The sequence below is a fragment of the Daejeonella sp. AP26 genome (assembly GCF_056680515.1).
Window position 1 is genome coordinate 2,315,510 of the sequence record NZ_CM155286.1, and the last position, 16,292, is coordinate 2,331,801.

Consider the following 16,292-nt stretch of genomic DNA (forward strand, 5'->3'; position numbering starts at 1 on the left):
TATTAAAAATTAAAGTTCCAGGTTACTGAAGGAATGATACCGAACAAAGATGTTTGAACAGCTTCTGTACGGGTAGAATCGTTCTCCTTATCCCGAAACTCTATAGAATATGGGTTTTGCCTGTTTAGGGCGTTATAAACCCCAAAGTTCCAGCTTGAGCAAAAGTCTTTCGTGGTCTTACCTTTCAAAGTCGCACTGATATCGAGCCTCCCGGTGTAGGGCATCCGGTTGGCATTTCGCTCTGTATAGTAAAATGTTGTCATACCGTCGAGATTATATTTTCCCGCGGGATAAGTAACTGCGTTTCCGGTACTGTAAATATAATTGGCAGAGAGTGTCCAGCGGGGACTAAGATTATAAATTCCTACGACTGCCAGGTCGTGGGTTCGGTCTTGCTTGGCAGGGTAGTAATTACCTTTATTAATTCCGTCAAATCTGCGTTCTGTTTTAGCAAGAGTGTAACTAATCCAGCCGGTTAATTTGCCTTGTGTCTTCTTCGCGTAAAGCTCGAGTCCGTAAGCCCTGCCCTCACCATACAATAGTTCCGATTCAACATCAGCGTTAGCTCTGAGCTCGGCACCATCTTTATAGTCAATCTGGTTCTGCAGCCATTTATAATATAATTCTCCCGAAAACTCAAAGGCATTGTCCTTCGCATTCGCGAAACAGCCAATAGCTACCTGGTCGGCTAATTCCGGCTTGATATTATTGCTGCTCATTACATACTGGTCTGTGGGAGATCCGGTGTTTGCGTTGCTGAGGATGTGGATGTTCTGCGTATTCCGGTTATAGGAGGCCTTCACCGAATTCTGCTCATTCAGGCGGTAACTTAATGACATTCTGGGCTCCGCATAGAAAAACGTTTTTACAAAGTCGCCCCGTTCATATTCTGAAGAAGTTTCGACATCACCGGCATCGTTATATGAGTTGATCGTACCGGGGCCAAGCAATGAAAAAGTACTTAACCTTACGCCGTATAGTAAATTAAGCTTTTCATTCAATGTCCATTCGTCCGATACATAGCCAGCCATCTCAAGCCCGTAACGATTCTCTACTGAAAATGGATTTATACTTGAATTTTCTGGTGCAAATATATCGGATGGCGCTACCCGGTGATGTGTAGCCTGCAAGCCGAAACGAATGATGTGCCTATTACTAAAATATTGCATATCCTGTTTCATGTTGTAATCCCTGATCAGCGATGTGATCCGGGCATTATAATTCTCATCCAGCAATTCAATACTATAATTGTATCTATTGTAAATCAGGGATGTGTTAGAAAACAGCCTGCTATTGAATACATGATTCAAACGCACCGTTGCTGTCGTATTCCCCCAGTCATTTGCGAACAGATCTTTGATACCGATATTATCTTGTCCGAAATACCCTGATAAAAACAAAGTGCTCTTGTCATTGAATTTATAATTTGCTTTTGCATTGATGTCATAAAAGTTCAGTGTAGTAGCGCTCAGCGACGAGTCCGGCGACGCTTTCAGCAGCAGGTCAATATAGGTTCTGCGGGCACTGATCATAAAAGAACTCTTCTCTTTCACTATTGGGCCGTCCATCTTTAGCCGGGAAGCGATTAACCCTATTCCGCCTTCAACCCCGTATTCCTTGTTATTACCATCCTGCATTTTCACGTCCAGAACGGAGGACAGCCTGCCACCGTACTGAGCGGGCATACCGCCCTTGTACAAACTGACATCTTTAATGGCATCGGCATTAAAGGTTGAGAAAAACCCCAACAGGTGAGAGGAATTGTAAACGGTTGCCTCATCAAGTAAAATGAGGTTCTGATCAGCCGCGCCACCGCGTACAAAGAAACCCGTGTTACCCTCACCACCTGCTTTAACCCCCGGCAGCAACTGTATCGTCTTCAATACGTCTTTCTCGCCGAATAACACAGGCATGTTGTCCAGGGCTTTCATATCAACCTTCTCGAGCCCCATTTGCGGACTTCGTACGTTTTCATTCTGACGATTTGCCGCACTGATCACCACCTCACTCAATTCAGAACCGGGAATAAGTTCTATATTACGTTTCAACGATGCGCTAACGGCGATCTTTTCAACAAATTGCTGATAGCCCGTGTAGCTCGTCACCAAATCATACTGGCCGGCAGGCCCGGTGATGGAGTAGAAACCGTAAGAATTACTTATGGTAGCGAATGTTGCTTTACCCTGCAATTTAATAGTTGCACCTATCAGAGTCTCACCGGTGGCGGCATCACTGATTGTACCGCTTACAGTGAAGCGCTGCTGTGCAATAGCAGGGGGAATTGTACGGAGACTGAAAAGGAAAAAGAAACAGGCAAAGGTCTTTATTGTCATGAAACAGGTGTATGGGCAGACATTCGTTCGACGATATCGCGCTGGCGAAGATCAATAATTTATTTGATGTCGTTTTTATGGATTCGACCACTTGAACCTGTGAATGTTACCTGATGTTATTCTTGCCTGAAAGACATGCAAGCATTATACTAATATTGTTAGCATAATGCTTAACATTACCAGATGATCAACCTCCAGAATCCTGATCTTTTGAAGGAAGACTTTATATCTGAAGTTCAGAATTGGTTTACTACCAATCCGAAGACAAATGATAAGATCAGAAAGATTAAAGAGCTCGTCAACTTTGAAGATAACACCCTTGTTATACAGGCAGAAGCGCTCGACGGGCAATATCTAATGAAGTACTTCAACAGAGAAAAATTTAAGGTAACAGCTGCCATCCTTGCGGATAAGATAACCCAGGTATTAAAACAAAGGATGAAGACCATCGGGGTTCAAAGCTACCAGCTGCATATCAAGGTTAAATATCTATCCCATCTATATGAGAAGCGTATCTCGATGAGTATATATAACTAAATAGCCGGCCGTAATCCACCAGATGCTGAAGTAAACGGACCTTTTATCATATCAGAGGAATCCTTTGATCAGTAAAGGCCTTAAAGTCAACAGCCCTTCGGATGGGTTGATCCGTACGGGCTGCTAACTTTACATTAATTCCGGATGCTGACGGGAATACTGATTTCGAAGATTAACATTATCGATTTACTTCGATAAAGCCGAAGATCTTACTGTATGGCAATCTGCCTAGTTGCCATTTTAGCCTCTTCTTTTTTAGCTACTTTAATATCGAGAAGCCCGTCGTGATATTGAGCGTCAATACGGGAATCATCAGCAGTATCGGGTAAGGCGAATGAGCGCACGAAAGAAGTATAACTATATTCTCTTCTGTTATACCGCTTATTCTCTTCAGAACTTTCCTGCTGTTTCTCGACTGAAATATTTAGCATATTCTTGTCGAGGTTGATCTTAAAATCCTCCTTCTTTAATCCGGGAGCGGCGAGCTCAATGTGATAGTCTTCCTCCGTCTCGAAGATGTTTACCGCAGGAACTTTGGAAGTTATGCGGTCGGAGATGTAGGAATCGCTGAAAAACGACTCAATCAGGTCGTTGAAGGGACTTAACAAACTTTGGCTGCGTCCCTCGGTAGATTTTACGAGTGCCATAATATGTACCTCCTATAAGATATTGTTTAATTAAAAACAATGATAAAGGACGTAGGTTCAAAAAAAACACAAATTTATTGGAGGGGCATTCAAGAAATGATGAGACAGTAAGCAGGTAATTATACGTAACCATATTTCTTCAAATACGTGTTTTTGAAATTCATGAATCTTAAACCTGCGGGAGTGGTTTTACATGTATGAAACTGGTTTATATCAGAAATGGAACATCGCAGGAGGTGCAGGCAGTAATGCTGTTTGATGAAAGTTCTGGCGTGCTCGTTGGCTTCTATTATATATCTGAAAGTAACCAGACCGAAAATTCAAAAGGCATCTGGCTTGTAGACATCAGCACAAATTTGCCGGCAAGTAAACCGATTCGTTCCATTTCAAGCCTCTTGCAAAATTTATGTGCTAATTAAATCCCATTGATCAATTGTCAGGGGTAAATTGCCACGGGCTTTAGCCCGTTAATTTTATCTTTATAATGTCTCTTTCAGCCACTTGAAAAATTCACTTTGCCATACGATTGCGTTCTGCGGTTTGAGAACCCAATGGTTTTCATCCGGAAAGTACAGCAATTTACTTTTTATGCCCTTCAACTGAGCGGCCTGAAAGGCTTGTAGTCCCTGTTCGGTAGACACTCTATAATCCCGTCCGCCCTGAATGATCAGGATGGGTGTTTTCCAGTTATCCACCAGTTCAATAGGGTTAAATTTCCTGAAGGCTTTTTGAGCTGCATCATTCTTCTTATCCCAGTAGTTACCGCCGAAATCCCAGTTAGTGAACCACAATTCTTCAGTAGTACCACTCATACTGCGGAGGTCAAATACACCGTCGTGGGAGATTAGGGTTTTAAACTTATCAGGCTTGAGACCAGCCAGGTAAAACACCGAGTAACCACCATAGCTTGCCCCAACTGCACCCAGGCGGTCGGTATCCACATAGGCTTCCTTGCTTACATCATCTATTGCGCTCAGATAGTCGTCCATTACCTGGCCGCCCCAATCTTTGCTAATCTCTTCATTCCAGCTAAGGCCATGACCGGGCATTCCGCGGCGATTAGGCGCCACAACAATATAACCGTCAGCGGCCATCAGCTGAAAGTTCCAGCGGAAAGAATAAGACTGTGAAAGTGGTGATTGTGGACCACCCTGACAATAAAGAAGAGTCGGGTATTTTTTGTTCTTATCGAATCCCGGCGGATAGATAACCCATACCAGCATTTGCTTGCCGTCGGTAGTCTTAACCATCCGCTTTTCTACCGTGCTCTTCTGAATGCCGCTGTAAAGATCTTTGTTTACATTGGTAAGCTGCTTCATGTCGCCGTTTCTCAGATCCACCGTGTACAACTCAGCAGCAGTATTCATGTCTGTGCGACTTACAACCAGCATATTACCAGAGTGGCCCGCAATGCCGTTAATATCAAACTGACCACTGGTAATTTGTTTTACAACCGGTTTCACCTTACTGCCTGCAGGAACATTTACGACAAATAATTGCACGGTTCCCTGAACCGGTGCATTAAAGTACAGCCGTGATCCATCAGCCGACCATTGGTATCCGGAAACAGTACCATCCCAATTTCCGGTGAGGTTGATACGCTTATCACCTCTTCTAACTATTAAATCGTTTTTATCAGCTTCATAACCGTCGCGAGCCATGCTGAGCCAGGCAAGGGTGCCCTTTGATGAGAATGCAGGGGCTGTGTCATAACCCATCATTCCCTCCGTTAGGTTTGTAGTTTTTCCGCTGGCAATATCATACTGGTAAATGTCCGTATTGGTGCTTTGCGCGTAGTCAGCACCCCTTTTTGCCTTTGTTACGTACAGTACAGACCTACTGTCGGGACTAAATAAATAATCTTCATCGCCGCCAAAAGGCTTCTGCGGAGCATCATAAGGCAGGTCAGCCATAATATCTTTGCCCACACCGGCCTTTCCGGTGGTCATCTGATGAATAAAAATGTGACTGTAAGCACCATCCTCCCACTCATCCCAATGACGGTAATTAAGCTGATCATAGATCTGTACAGTCGACTTATCCAATGCGGGATAAAAATCTTTACCATAAACTTTTTTAATCTTTACTTCACTGGCAGAGATTTTATACTTGCCATCAGGTGAGATGCGGCTATTCGGCACAAGGGATTCTGCATCTGAAACTTCTTTAGAGATCCCACCTTCCAACGGAACAATGTATGTTTTACTGCTGCTTCTATTCTCCGCCAGTTTAGGAGTCGAAACCCGATAGACCACGCTTTTATTGTCCTTAGTAATACCTATTGCCGATACTCTTCCAAGTTTCCAAAGGTTTTCCGGCGTCATGCGGTTCTGGCTAAAACCCAGTAAAGCAGAGCAGCTAAATGCAATAATAAAGAGGATCCTCATATACATAATTGAATGCGCGAATTTACACTTTGTGCAGGGATTATTACCAAATGATAAAATTAAGCGTAGTAATTGGAAACAGACACCTGTACAAAAACCAATACATCGAAGCTAAGCAATATCCATAACCAGGGAGTTATAGCACGGTATTTAAGGAAACTATTTTTTGGGATGAAGATTGTTATGCTATGGCAAGGAGCCTCAGGATTAAACAGATGCTTTATAATATAATAACAGCTAAAATACACCGTCTTAATATTGGAAGGTTAACTATGGACTTAATATTCGCAGCGATGAAAAACTATTTAAAGCTTCTGTATAACTGGTTTTTTAATGTAGTAAAAAAGATCTCTTCGGTAAGGATAGAACTTTTCAATGCTCCAGGTAAATATAGCCGGGACAAGGAAAGCCAGGCGGTTCTCTTTATATAGGATGCTGTTAATTGCGAAAAAGACTTACTCCCGAAAGTCTAAAAGCTTCGCATTAATCACATCAACCTGTGGAAGAAAAGTAATTCTCAGAATTTAAATTCCACAGGCTTATACGGTCATTCCTGCCATCTTACGGCATTCTGTAGCGCAGGCCTTACAAGCTCGGGCACATTCCTGGCAATGTTCGGTATGATGCTTTCCGCATTCTTCAGCACATCGCTCACATAGCTCAGCACAGATTCGGCAGACCTCATGCGCGGTCTCGCTTCCCATGCTCATAAGCTGGGCAGCCGCATAGCAGATAGACGAGCATTGCATATCAAGCTCGATACACCCGGCCATCATTTTTACATCTTCTTCTTTGGTGCAGGAACTTGCACAATGATTACAAATTGCCGCGCATTCTAAACACGCATCAATGCAACTCTTCCATTCATGATATCCCATAACACATGCTTTATGTTAAAAATATTAGAACTTCACGAAGTTCACAAAGCCTTGTCCTGATGCATCAGAGCGAGCCTGTTTAAGTTACCGGGCCGATGAGTTACTAAGCTCTTGTTCCACGTCTTTGGCTGAAGGTCCCACTGCCTGAACCGCCTCTTTAAGCTGCCCAGGCTTGACACCAAACTTTTTGGCCCAATATTCTACTTCGTAATACTCTTTTATGTTGATACTATCTCGGTAGAAACTGTTTGTAGGGTAATTGAAATCCATATTAGAGCGGTTAGTTGATTATATAACAAAGTGGCCTGACAAATGTTCTGAGCCCTAAACCCGGAGAATTGAATCAAGTTCGGGACGACTTACCCGATACTTCTTCGATCATTCAAGGACCATTCAAGCTATCTCGATTATTACATCATTTATGCCAATTCTTCTCGATGCGCGCGGTGGGCAAATATTATCTACCTCCTGGCTAAGTTATTTATCAGTGAAACGCTGATAACACGTCTGAAAAAAAACGCTCCTTCGTTTAATATTATCATATACTAACAAGGTGCTCATATTGGTATCCCATAACGTCGTTACTTATCTGATGATATTAAATTTCCGCTATGCTTTGTGAAAGTTTCGACCACATACTTGCCTAATTGCTTACCCATTTTAAGACCAATTTCATTGTCGGTACGGAAATGTATACCAGCGAATAAGCGTGAGTCGGCGCATTCCTGTGCCAGTTTCTGAAACTCTTCGGCATCCTCTGGAAAGAAATATTCCATTACAGCGCAAGAAGTACCGGCGCCCGCCGCATGACCAGAAGGATACCCGGGAAATGGTGGGGTTGCTATCAGTGGTTTATAAGAGGGATCCAGCTGATCCGGACGTATTCCCCAGTACGCGTATTTTGCATCCATAATAGCAATAGTCATTTCGTGATACGCGGTATTCAGTACTGTATATATCCGGGCGACTGCGGGTGCATCATCAGACATATGGTTTTCGAATATCTTCAAGCTTGCCAGGTCATTCCAGAATTCGGGACCCCGATTAGCCCAGGAGTAAGCAATCGATTTAGTCTTAAACGTTTGCTTAAATTCCCTCAGTTCCTTCATATCGGACTCGAAATCAGGCGGCGCTAACGGTCTGAATTGATCCGCTGACTTTATAATTATGGGCATAAACGAGGCAAGGCTTATACCGAAAGGATATTTACCAGTCCATTTTTTCGGATCTTTATTTACTTCCCCTTTGTAAACGTTAGCCGAGCCGTCATTCTTTGCTTTTTCAATGATCTGTTTGGCAACCTGTTCACCTAGTTTCCAGCCGGCCTCTGTATCACTGGGTAATTGTACACCAGCGTCGACGCGGGATTGAGCGGCTGTACGGGCAAGCCGCAATATAGAATCTGCTTTTGCCGGAAAAAAATAAGCGAGCACATTTGCCGCCGCTGCCGCAGTTACCGAATGCTCGCAGGGATACGAGTAAGTGAGGGGCGCTTTCACTACCGGTTTTATAGAAGCATCGGCCTCATGGGGCCTTTGTCTCTTATATTTGAGTTTTTCCTTCCAGGCCAGGATGGTTGCATCATATATAGCAATATTCATCCATGCCCCGGGTGTGCGAAGCATTACTTTAGGATCCTGGCTAAGTAATTCGGGCGCTAGCTGGTTCCACCGGTAAGCCGGCGCACCGGCATCCCAGTATGCAATTTCTGCTCGTTTTTTTTCGTCCACGCTGCCGATCCGTTGCTTAACATTTTTAAGTTCAGCCTTAAACTGACCAGCTGCAGGCGGAGCATCTACAGTTATAAGATGCGGACTGTCTAAGAGCCATGTTTTCCAACTTGCCGCTTCGTAATTAACGGTCTGAGATAAACTTGAATTGGTGATTCCACCTGCCAGGAAAATAACAAAGCAGATCAGCGGAATCTTTGGGAATGGATTTAAGGTAAGCATGATTTTAAGATTTGAAGTTTGATTAAATATTAAGTGTTCTGTTGATTACTATTTATATCTTAAAAGCGGATTTGGTCGACGTCAATGTTCCGAAAACAGAAATCCTCTACACAAGATTATGTATTTGGAGCTGGAGATTTAGCGGACATCTACAGACAACAGGCGCAGGTAAACCAACGGCGGTTTGGCGTCTACCGGAAAGATCCCAAAGGCCCATATATTTGAAGCAGCGGCAACCCAACCTTAAGTTGAATACTGAAGGGGTATTGATTAGATCTGTAAATTATGAACCAAATGAGAAGAAAGACATTAACACCTGTTCGTTTAATAGCCGGGGATGAAGTTCAGGGTTAACAAGCAACGACTCAAATTCTACATATGGGTTGGTCTGGCCTATTTAATACTTTGGCTTTTTAACGCTTATGCAAAGCATCCTAATGAGTTTTGGGGGCGGGCACTAAATGAAGTTTGGCGAACTACCTATCTGGCTGCGCTTAACTACCTGTTCTTCGAATACATTCTGCCCAGTTTATCAAGAAAAAAGATCCTTAGATCTTTTTTCTTGATAATTGCCCAGATCTTTTTGATGTCATGGGGCTTGTATGCGTGGAGATCAATAGGAATTCAGATCGATTTTTATACCGTTTATAAGAGTTATTCGTCAGTATCCCGTGCGGTCTCTGAGCAAATGCAAAGCAGTATAGCATCACTTTTCTTTTTTGGGATTATCAAGCATATATATGATCATCTCAAATTAAAGCAAGCCGCACAACAATTAAGGATCGAGAAACAGGAAGCCGAACTGAACTATTTACGTTCACAGACTAATCCTCATTTTTTATTCAATACCTTAAATAATATCTATTCATTGGCTCGCGATAAGTCAGACCTCGCTCCTGAGTCTATCTTACGTCTTTCAAAAATATTGCGTTTTATGCTTTATGAAACCGGTGGCGCCTATATTAGTATAGAACAGGAATTAAAAATCATTGACGACTATATTGCTCTCGAAAAACTGCGATATGACGAATCCCTGCACATCAACTTAAATCATGACATTGAAGACTTGAAACAAGCTGTGCCACCTCTTCTTCTGATACCCCTGGTAGAAAATGCCTTCAAACACGGAGTATCGGAAACCCGCAATCAGCCTTTTATCGATATTCATCTTTCTATAAAACATCGTCAATTATTATTTTTGGTAAAAAATTCTACTGAAGCTTTTCCTGAGAATCTCCTTGTAAAAGAAAATATTGGGCTTTCTAATCTGCGGCGTCAACTGGAACTTCTTTACACTGATTTTAACCTAAGTACAGAACAAAAAGATTCGGTATTTATAACCACCTTAAAGATCAACCTGGCAAGCCATGTCTAAGATCAGCTGTATTGTCATAGAAGATGAGCCTCTGGCTGCGAAGGTTCTCTCTGATTATATTTCGCAGGTACCTTTTCTGGAACTACGGGGAACTTTCAAAGACGCGATCCTGGCCACTGAATACCTGCGAGATCATCATCCAGATCTGATTTTTTTGGATATCCATCTGCCTAAATTAAAAGGGATGGCTTTTCTAAAAACGCTCACCCAGCCACCCGCTGTGATAGTCACGACTGCGTATCACCAATATGCAGTAGAGGGATTCAATCTAAACGTCACGGACTACTTGTTGAAGCCCTTTGATTTTGAACGCTTTCTACTGGCGGTAACTAAAGTAAAAGCGGCAGAAGCAAGGAATGAGAAAATAAATAATACAGGAGAAGTTAAAGATTCTATCTTTCTCAATGTCCAAAAAAGGAAAGTTAAGATCTTGTTCTCGGATATAATCTATATAGAAAGTCAGAGGGAATACATTAAGGTGGTAACAACAAAGAACGAATACACTTCAAAAATGGGGACTCATGAAATTGAGAGTATTTTACCGGCAAATCAATTTAAACGGATTCACCGGTCTTTCATCATATCCCTCAGCAAGATAGAGTCATACACCGCTGAAATGGTTGATGTTAGTGGAGTTTCGGTACCGATTGGAAGAGGCTATCGGGATGTTATTGAGGGGTTGGGGTAGGTATGAGGTGTGAGGTATGAGGTATGAGGTATCAGCAATCAGTTTTCAGCTGTCAGTAACTGAACAAACGGACTATTCCCGCTTCGGTGATTATTCTTATTCCGGTGTTAATTTGATTAAGAATCCACCTCCTGCTGCCATATGCATAGGTAGTTTAGTTGCTTTAGTGACATCGATAGTCTGTAATACATAATCCGCAGCGTTTCGGTCAGCGTTCATTCCGTCCTTGCAGATAGTTGCTTTATAACCCGCATCCGGTAAGAAATCGAGGTCGATAATAATATCTTTGGCCTGATCACCAGTCATGCCTGCAATATACCAGCTATTACCAGACTGCCTTGCAGTAACTATGTATTCGGCTACTTTACCATCGAGTATATGGGTGTTATCCCAGGTAGTTGGGATAACACCCAATAATTTCATGAACTCAGGTTCCTTAAAACCTTGCGACGGATTGCCTGAGAACATCTGCAGGGGACTATCGTAAACCACGAACATCGCTAGCTGCTGCGACCGGGTAGTCTGACTCATTACCTTACCTTTTATCGCAGCAAACTGCGCTTTTGTCGCATTATCAAGAATTCCTGGTTCGTAGTCCATCGGTCCGGCAAGCATTCGGGTGAAAGGAAGTATTAAATTATGGCGGGGTGTTGCCTTGTTGCTCCAAACGTTGTATTCGCTTCCCAGAACCCCTTCCCGCGTGAGGTTGTTGGGATAGGTACGGTTGAACCCTTTAGGGGCATATGCCCCATGAAACATGATCATTATGCCGGCCTCAGCGCAGGCTTTTGTAATCCGTTCATGAAAATTCACCATCTTTTGGTCATCACGGTCAATAAAATCGGTCATGATAAAATCGACGCCCCACTTATTGAATTGCTGCAAGGCCTGATCAAGCTGCCTGTCCAGTGTTAGCGCCAGGGTCCACATACTTAATTTGATGCCCTTTGATCTTGCATAGGCCGCTATGCTATCAATATTCATTTGAGGATTGATCTTTAACAGATCATTATTATCGCTCCAGCCAGCGTCCATCATAATACGGTCAAGTCCGTATTCTTTGGCAAAATCGATATAATACTTGTAAGTAGCCGTATTTATACCAGACCGGAAGGGCACGTTAAACAGATTGATATCGATGATCCATTCTTCAGTACTTTTTCCGGGATTGATCCATGAAACATCTTTAAGGGCGTTTGGAGATCCTAAACGGTAAACCAGATCGTTAGAAGGCAATTCCTTGTCTTCTCGTGAAAGTATTAAAACCCGCCAGGGGAAACTTCTTGTGCCCTTTGTCGTTGCTATGTAGTCTGCCCGTTTTGTTACTATGTATTGTGAGAACTCGCCCTTTGCAATTGTTTCTTCAAGGGGATAACCGGCAAACGCGGCTGTTAAAGAATTGCTGCTGCTTCCCTTTAAATGCAGACCGGGATAGTCGTCCAGATCTGATTCAATAATTCCTATTTTGATATTTCTCGGAGCAGCGACCAATACAGGCGAATACATCTGATCATTGGCTGTCAGGCTATCCAGTGGTTTATAAGAAAACGGCTCCTCAAAGCTGGTATGAAAAATATCCTGATCCTCTCTTTTCTGAATGATCGGCCCAAAAGCATGATATCCTGCCGGAAAATTAAATTCAGCAGTTTCGCTGCTTACCTGAACATCTCCTTTAAACTTCCCGGTGATTCGATAAGCGACACCATCATTATAGGCACGGAATATAACACCGAATTTATTTGTGAAGCCGAGCGTTAACTCATTATAGATGTTGGGTATGCGCTTCCTTTTTTCCGGAACCGGTGATATAATAATCTCGTCAACGCTGGCTTTTCTTAGGGAATTTACTTTAAGGCCGGAGCTTAAAGACTGACCGCTGGCCAGGTGCATATTGATAATCGAAGGGATGATAACCTGCTTATCGTCAATAGAAACTTCGTACTTCAATTGTGAACCTGTAGAAACAGTAACCCTGACAGTCTTATCTGGTGAATAAAGAGTCAGCACCTGGGTGAAACTATTTAGATAGGACAGACAGAACAATACGAGTAAAACAGCCTTTTTCATGGTGGTGGTGTTAGGTATGAGGTATAAGGCTTGAGGTATATGACACTAAGCGTTACTTATTCACTCTTACGTACTTCTCAATATTAATACGGTCTACCCCTGCCTCTTCAACTTTTTCTACTCCATTCTGAATAAGTGTATCATTTTTCAGTGTGATGGTAAATGCGAAATCATTACCTTCCCAGTTTCGTGCGCTGCAGTACTCCAAATGCTCGGTGTACAGACTATCTTTCAGCGAATAACTTCCGCCGCCGGAAACGAAAACCGCAGCAGAGTCTTTCCCTTTATTTAAATCGTGCTGTAAAAATGCAAAGTGGGTGTCATTGATAATCTTAATGAACGATACATTTTTAGTATAGTCGGTAATAGTGGTGTCGCCCTTCTCAATAAGAGTTGCTGTAAGAAGCTTCCAGGTTCCGGTTAATGGCATGGAGTTTATTTTAGCATTTTCAGGGTTCTCTGCTCCGCAGGACATCAGGACTGTGCCGATCATTAAAATCGCAAATTTAAGTTTCATGGGATTGATCTCTAAAGGTTTAATTAGCTTCTATGAATATACAAACTTCAGTAAGATTACGCAGACGCCACTGGAAGGAAGAAAAACTTCCTTCGTCAAAAGGCGAATGCGAGTAAACGCTGAAATCCTTTGTTTAGATATTCTGCCTGCTCAACTCCCTGACCGCATAATCGCAGGCTCTTGCTGTGAGGGCCATGTAGGTTAAAGATGGATTAACACAGGAACCGGAAGTCATACATGAACCGTCGGTTATGAATACATTAGGCACTTCATGCATCTGATTGAAGCTGTTTAGTACCGAAGTTTTGGGATCACGGCCCATGCGTGCAGTACCCATTTCATGATTGGCGTTACCCGGAAAAGAGATATTATTCCGAACATTGATATTAGAGAACCCTGCAGTTTCCAACATCTCCCCTGCAATTTCTCCCATTTCCTTATTCATCGCTTTCTCATTCTCTTTGAATTCGCAATCAATTACAACGAGAGGTCGGCCCCATTTGTCTTTTTTATCGGGATCTAAAGTGATGCGATTTTCGGGATAAGGAAGACATTCGCCAAAAGCCCAAAGATAAATTTGCCACTTACCAGGTTCGGTCATCGCCTCTTTTAATGGTGCTCCTATCCCATCACTTTCCGGCGTCTGCCTGGAAGCACCGAGCCCATAGTGATAGCCCCGAAGAAAACCAGCATCGTTTTCAGTGACATTACGGAACCGGGGAATGTAAACAGAAACAGGCCGTCGCCCATAATAATAGCGATCCTCAAAACCTTCGACACTTGCACTCGCGGAAAGCCCTTTGTGATGGTCCATCAGATTACGTCCAACCTGGTCACTTCCGTTCCCTAGTCCGTTAGGAAAACGCGAAGAAGTAGAATTCAATACGATTGATGTTGTGGCAACCGTAGAGGCATTAAGGAAAATAATTTTTGCGTAATACTCCTGCACTTCGTTAGTCTGCGTGTCAATTACCTCGACCCCTGAAGCTCTTTGTTTAGTTTCATCATATAGTACCCTGTTTACAAGAGAATGCGGTCTCAACGTCAGATTCCCCGTGGCATGAGCGGCAGGCATTGTGCTGGCATTGGTACTGAAGTACGCGCCGTACGGACAACCCCGGTGACAAAGGTTTCTAGCCAGGCATATGCCTCTGCCTTTAACCGGTTTGGTCAGGTTGGCGGTTCTTCCCATAATTACCTTGCGGTCAGAGTAGCTGCCTTCCACCTTCTGCTTAAAATGCTTTTCGACGGCGTTCATCTCAAACGCGGGTTGGAATATACCATCAGGTAAATGCGGAAGGTTCTCTGCCTGACCGCTTACACCGATAAAGGATTCCACATAATCATACCAGGGAGCAAGATCCTTATATCGGATTGGCCAATCTACGCCATGCCCATCCTTTAAGTTCGCTTCAAAGTCTAAATCGCTCCAGCGGTAACATGCACGAGCCCACAGTAACGATCGTCCGCCCACTACATCACCCCTGATCCAATCAAACCTTTTGGTCTCTGAATAAGGATTTTCCTGGTCGTTAATATAAAAATGTTTATTGTCTTCATTCAAAGAATAATGCCTGCTTTGAACGAATCGGGTTTTTCGGTCTTCCTCCGTTAAACGGTTGCGATGAGGGAAATCCCAGGGATCTTTCAGTGCTGTTGGATATTCCGGATGAATAACATTTCCACCTCTCTCAAGAAGCAGAACTTTTAACCCCTTTTCGCATAATTCTTTAGCCGCCCATCCGCCGCTAATCCCTGACCCCACTACGATGGCATCGTAAGTATTTTGAGCTTTAGATTTTCTATTTGAGGTAGTACTTCCGGACATTATCTTTTACTTAAGGGTTATTGAGATCAATGATAACAGATATTTACAGCTTCTCGAAATGTCGCTGCATAGCCATCGGATAATGAGCTAAGGCTATCTCAGGCTCCGCAATTTCAGGATGCCATAGCTTTTCCCATTCAAAACTATAATAGCCGTGATAATTATCTTTAACCAGCTCGTCAATCGCGGTAAAAATGGGTACCTGGCCTTCGCCCAATAATGAATAGTGAAGCTGTTGGTCAATCAGTAAAGCGTCTTTGACATGGGTATGCCTGATGTACCTTTTTAAATTCCGGTATACTTCAGCAGGATCCTCTTTTGTAACTGTCCACATGTTGCTGACGTCCCAGACTAAACCAGAATGCTTATGCTCGGCGGCATTCATGATGGTTAAAAGATCTTCCGTTTTCACCAAATCGCCATGGGTTTCCATCAGCACAACCACCTTGCTCCCCTTGGCGTATTCTGCTAATTCAAGCAGCCCCTGTGTAATCAAATCAATAGTTTGACCTCGCTCCTGATCTTTAGGGAAGTTATTCGGGAATACCCTCACGTACGGACAATCAATCTGCTGAGCAAGGTCAATAAATCTCCGGCCTTCATCCATATTCTTTTGACGAGCAACTGAGTCAGCAAAATGCAGAGTTGCTGATGAGCCCAGGCCAACGAACCTGAGGCCCTTGTCCCGCATTAGCTTTAGGCTAGCATTCCTGTTTTCCGCAGTAAGAAACTCTTTGCATTTGGCAAGCTCCATTTCTCGCTGCAATCCACGCAGCTCTATGCCCTGGTATCTGTGTTCAACAGCAAAATCTGTAATCTTTCCGAACGACCAATCAGGGCATCCCAGCGTAGAGAATGAGAGTAATGGTTTCCTTTTTTTAAAATCAAAAGAATAGGATATCATGGCGCCGGCAAGCATTAAAGCCGAACTCTGCAGAAAGGTTCTTCGATTGGTCATAATTAGCGCTGACTAATACTAGTGGATATTGAAGGCAAGTTAAATATAATCCTTTAGCACCAGAGGACGAGGCCACATTAGTCATCCGTACCCAACAAATACCTACACCTCATGCCTGATACCTG

General features: G+C 43.2%; 15 protein-coding genes. 5 read left to right on the forward strand and 10 right to left on the reverse strand.

What is annotated here, in order from left to right:
• Nucleotides 1-2: 2 nt before the first annotated feature.
• Nucleotides 3-2,333 carry a TonB-dependent receptor gene (locus tag AC1MCB_RS09905; protein WP_479968589.1) on the reverse strand — a complete coding sequence of 777 codons (2,331 nt, stop codon included), beginning with the start codon at nucleotides 2,331-2,333 and terminating at the stop codon, nucleotides 3-5.
• A gap of 183 nt (nucleotides 2,334-2,516) precedes the next feature.
• Between AC1MCB_RS09905 and AC1MCB_RS09910 the strand changes: the two genes are divergently transcribed.
• The gene (locus AC1MCB_RS09910; RefSeq protein WP_479968590.1) at nucleotides 2,517-2,870 is read left to right on the forward strand and encodes a hypothetical protein; all 354 of its coding nucleotides are present in this window, start codon (nucleotides 2,517-2,519) and stop codon (nucleotides 2,868-2,870) included.
• A gap of 209 nt (nucleotides 2,871-3,079) precedes the next feature.
• Here AC1MCB_RS09910 and AC1MCB_RS09915 read toward each other — a convergent pair whose 3' ends face one another.
• On the reverse strand, nucleotides 3,080-3,517 hold the full coding sequence (locus AC1MCB_RS09915; RefSeq protein WP_479968591.1) for an Hsp20/alpha crystallin family protein: 438 nt from the start codon (nucleotides 3,515-3,517) through the stop codon (nucleotides 3,080-3,082).
• Nucleotides 3,518-3,714: 197 nt separating this feature from the next.
• On the opposite strand from AC1MCB_RS09915, the gene AC1MCB_RS09920 reads away from it, so the two are divergent.
• Complete coding sequence (locus AC1MCB_RS09920; protein WP_479968592.1) at nucleotides 3,715-3,936, forward strand: hypothetical protein; 222 nt, start codon at nucleotides 3,715-3,717, stop codon at nucleotides 3,934-3,936.
• A gap of 60 nt (nucleotides 3,937-3,996) precedes the next feature.
• On the opposite strand, the gene AC1MCB_RS09925 is transcribed toward AC1MCB_RS09920, so the two are convergent.
• The gene (locus tag AC1MCB_RS09925) at nucleotides 3,997-5,904 is read right to left on the reverse strand and encodes a S9 family peptidase (protein WP_479968593.1); all 1,908 of its coding nucleotides are present in this window, start codon (nucleotides 5,902-5,904) and stop codon (nucleotides 3,997-3,999) included.
• A 272-nt stretch (nucleotides 5,905-6,176) separates the two neighbouring features.
• On the opposite strand from AC1MCB_RS09925, the gene AC1MCB_RS09930 reads away from it, so the two are divergent.
• The gene (locus AC1MCB_RS09930; protein WP_479968594.1) at nucleotides 6,177-6,335 is read left to right on the forward strand and encodes a hypothetical protein; all 159 of its coding nucleotides are present in this window, start codon (nucleotides 6,177-6,179) and stop codon (nucleotides 6,333-6,335) included.
• Between the two features lie 108 nt (nucleotides 6,336-6,443).
• Here AC1MCB_RS09930 and AC1MCB_RS09935 read toward each other — a convergent pair whose 3' ends face one another.
• The 3 genes from AC1MCB_RS09935 to AC1MCB_RS09945 all read right to left on the reverse strand — a co-directional run bounded on the left by AC1MCB_RS09935 (nucleotide 6,444) and on the right by AC1MCB_RS09945 (nucleotide 8,734).
• Nucleotides 6,444-6,782: a four-helix bundle copper-binding protein gene (locus AC1MCB_RS09935; RefSeq protein ID WP_479968595.1), complete on the reverse strand. Its 339-nt coding sequence runs from the start codon at nucleotides 6,780-6,782 to the stop codon at nucleotides 6,444-6,446.
• A gap of 84 nt (nucleotides 6,783-6,866) precedes the next feature.
• Nucleotides 6,867-7,052, reverse strand: coding sequence for a DUF3606 domain-containing protein (locus tag AC1MCB_RS09940; protein ID WP_479968596.1), 186 nt, complete (start codon nucleotides 7,050-7,052; stop codon nucleotides 6,867-6,869).
• Nucleotides 7,053-7,363: 311 nt separating this feature from the next.
• A complete protein-coding gene (locus AC1MCB_RS09945; RefSeq protein WP_479968597.1) occupies nucleotides 7,364-8,734 on the reverse strand; it encodes a phosphatase PAP2 family protein in 1,371 nt (456 codons plus the stop codon).
• A 337-nt stretch (nucleotides 8,735-9,071) separates the two neighbouring features.
• On the opposite strand from AC1MCB_RS09945, the gene AC1MCB_RS09950 reads away from it, so the two are divergent.
• Together AC1MCB_RS09950 and AC1MCB_RS09955 are read left to right on the forward strand one after the other, a co-directional pair.
• On the forward strand, nucleotides 9,072-10,109 hold the full coding sequence (locus AC1MCB_RS09950) for a sensor histidine kinase (RefSeq protein WP_479968598.1): 1,038 nt from the start codon (nucleotides 9,072-9,074) through the stop codon (nucleotides 10,107-10,109).
• Nucleotides 10,102-10,797 (forward strand): LytR/AlgR family response regulator transcription factor, encoded by a 696-nt coding sequence (locus AC1MCB_RS09955; protein WP_479968599.1) that lies wholly within the window; start codon nucleotides 10,102-10,104, stop codon nucleotides 10,795-10,797. The genes AC1MCB_RS09950 and AC1MCB_RS09955 overlap by 8 nt, the downstream gene beginning before the upstream one ends.
• A gap of 96 nt (nucleotides 10,798-10,893) precedes the next feature.
• On the opposite strand, the gene AC1MCB_RS09960 is transcribed toward AC1MCB_RS09955, so the two are convergent.
• The 4 genes from AC1MCB_RS09960 to AC1MCB_RS09975 all read right to left on the reverse strand — a co-directional run bounded on the left by AC1MCB_RS09960 (nucleotide 10,894) and on the right by AC1MCB_RS09975 (nucleotide 16,167).
• Nucleotides 10,894-12,864 (reverse strand): glycoside hydrolase family 97 protein, encoded by a 1,971-nt coding sequence (locus AC1MCB_RS09960; RefSeq protein WP_479968600.1) that lies wholly within the window; start codon nucleotides 12,862-12,864, stop codon nucleotides 10,894-10,896.
• Nucleotides 12,865-12,916: 52 nt separating this feature from the next.
• A complete protein-coding gene (locus AC1MCB_RS09965) occupies nucleotides 12,917-13,381 on the reverse strand; it encodes a hypothetical protein (protein ID WP_479968601.1) in 465 nt (154 codons plus the stop codon).
• A gap of 133 nt (nucleotides 13,382-13,514) precedes the next feature.
• A complete protein-coding gene (locus AC1MCB_RS09970) occupies nucleotides 13,515-15,209 on the reverse strand; it encodes a GMC oxidoreductase (RefSeq protein WP_479968602.1) in 1,695 nt (564 codons plus the stop codon).
• A 43-nt stretch (nucleotides 15,210-15,252) separates the two neighbouring features.
• The gene (locus AC1MCB_RS09975; protein ID WP_479968603.1) at nucleotides 15,253-16,167 is read right to left on the reverse strand and encodes a sugar phosphate isomerase/epimerase family protein; all 915 of its coding nucleotides are present in this window, start codon (nucleotides 16,165-16,167) and stop codon (nucleotides 15,253-15,255) included.
• Nucleotides 16,168-16,292: the final 125 nt, after the last annotated feature.

Bases quoted from the DNA above. Each gene is read 5' to 3' on its own strand.
- AC1MCB_RS09905 (WP_479968589.1), bottom strand. From the start codon at position 2,333: ATGACAATAAAGACCTTTGCCTGTTTCTTTTTCCTTTTCAGTCTCCGT.
- AC1MCB_RS09910 (WP_479968590.1), top strand. From the start codon at position 2,517: ATGATCAACCTCCAGAATCCTGATCTTTTGAAGGAAGACTTTATATCT.
- AC1MCB_RS09915 (WP_479968591.1), bottom strand. From the start codon at position 3,517: ATGGCACTCGTAAAATCTACCGAGGGACGCAGCCAAAGTTTGTTAAGT.
- AC1MCB_RS09920 (WP_479968592.1), top strand. From the start codon at position 3,715: ATGAAACTGGTTTATATCAGAAATGGAACATCGCAGGAGGTGCAGGCA.
- AC1MCB_RS09925 (WP_479968593.1), bottom strand. From the start codon at position 5,904: ATGAGGATCCTCTTTATTATTGCATTTAGCTGCTCTGCTTTACTGGGT.
- AC1MCB_RS09930 (WP_479968594.1), top strand. From the start codon at position 6,177: ATGGACTTAATATTCGCAGCGATGAAAAACTATTTAAAGCTTCTGTAT.
- AC1MCB_RS09935 (WP_479968595.1), bottom strand. From the start codon at position 6,782: ATGGGATATCATGAATGGAAGAGTTGCATTGATGCGTGTTTAGAATGC.
- AC1MCB_RS09940 (WP_479968596.1), bottom strand. From the start codon at position 7,052: ATGGATTTCAATTACCCTACAAACAGTTTCTACCGAGATAGTATCAAC.
- AC1MCB_RS09945 (WP_479968597.1), bottom strand. From the start codon at position 8,734: ATGCTTACCTTAAATCCATTCCCAAAGATTCCGCTGATCTGCTTTGTT.
- AC1MCB_RS09950 (WP_479968598.1), top strand. From the start codon at position 9,072: ATGAAGTTCAGGGTTAACAAGCAACGACTCAAATTCTACATATGGGTT.
- AC1MCB_RS09955 (WP_479968599.1), top strand. From the start codon at position 10,102: ATGTCTAAGATCAGCTGTATTGTCATAGAAGATGAGCCTCTGGCTGCG.
- AC1MCB_RS09960 (WP_479968600.1), bottom strand. From the start codon at position 12,864: ATGAAAAAGGCTGTTTTACTCGTATTGTTCTGTCTGTCCTATCTAAAT.
- AC1MCB_RS09965 (WP_479968601.1), bottom strand. From the start codon at position 13,381: ATGAAACTTAAATTTGCGATTTTAATGATCGGCACAGTCCTGATGTCC.
- AC1MCB_RS09970 (WP_479968602.1), bottom strand. From the start codon at position 15,209: ATGTCCGGAAGTACTACCTCAAATAGAAAATCTAAAGCTCAAAATACT.
- AC1MCB_RS09975 (WP_479968603.1), bottom strand. From the start codon at position 16,167: ATGACCAATCGAAGAACCTTTCTGCAGAGTTCGGCTTTAATGCTTGCC.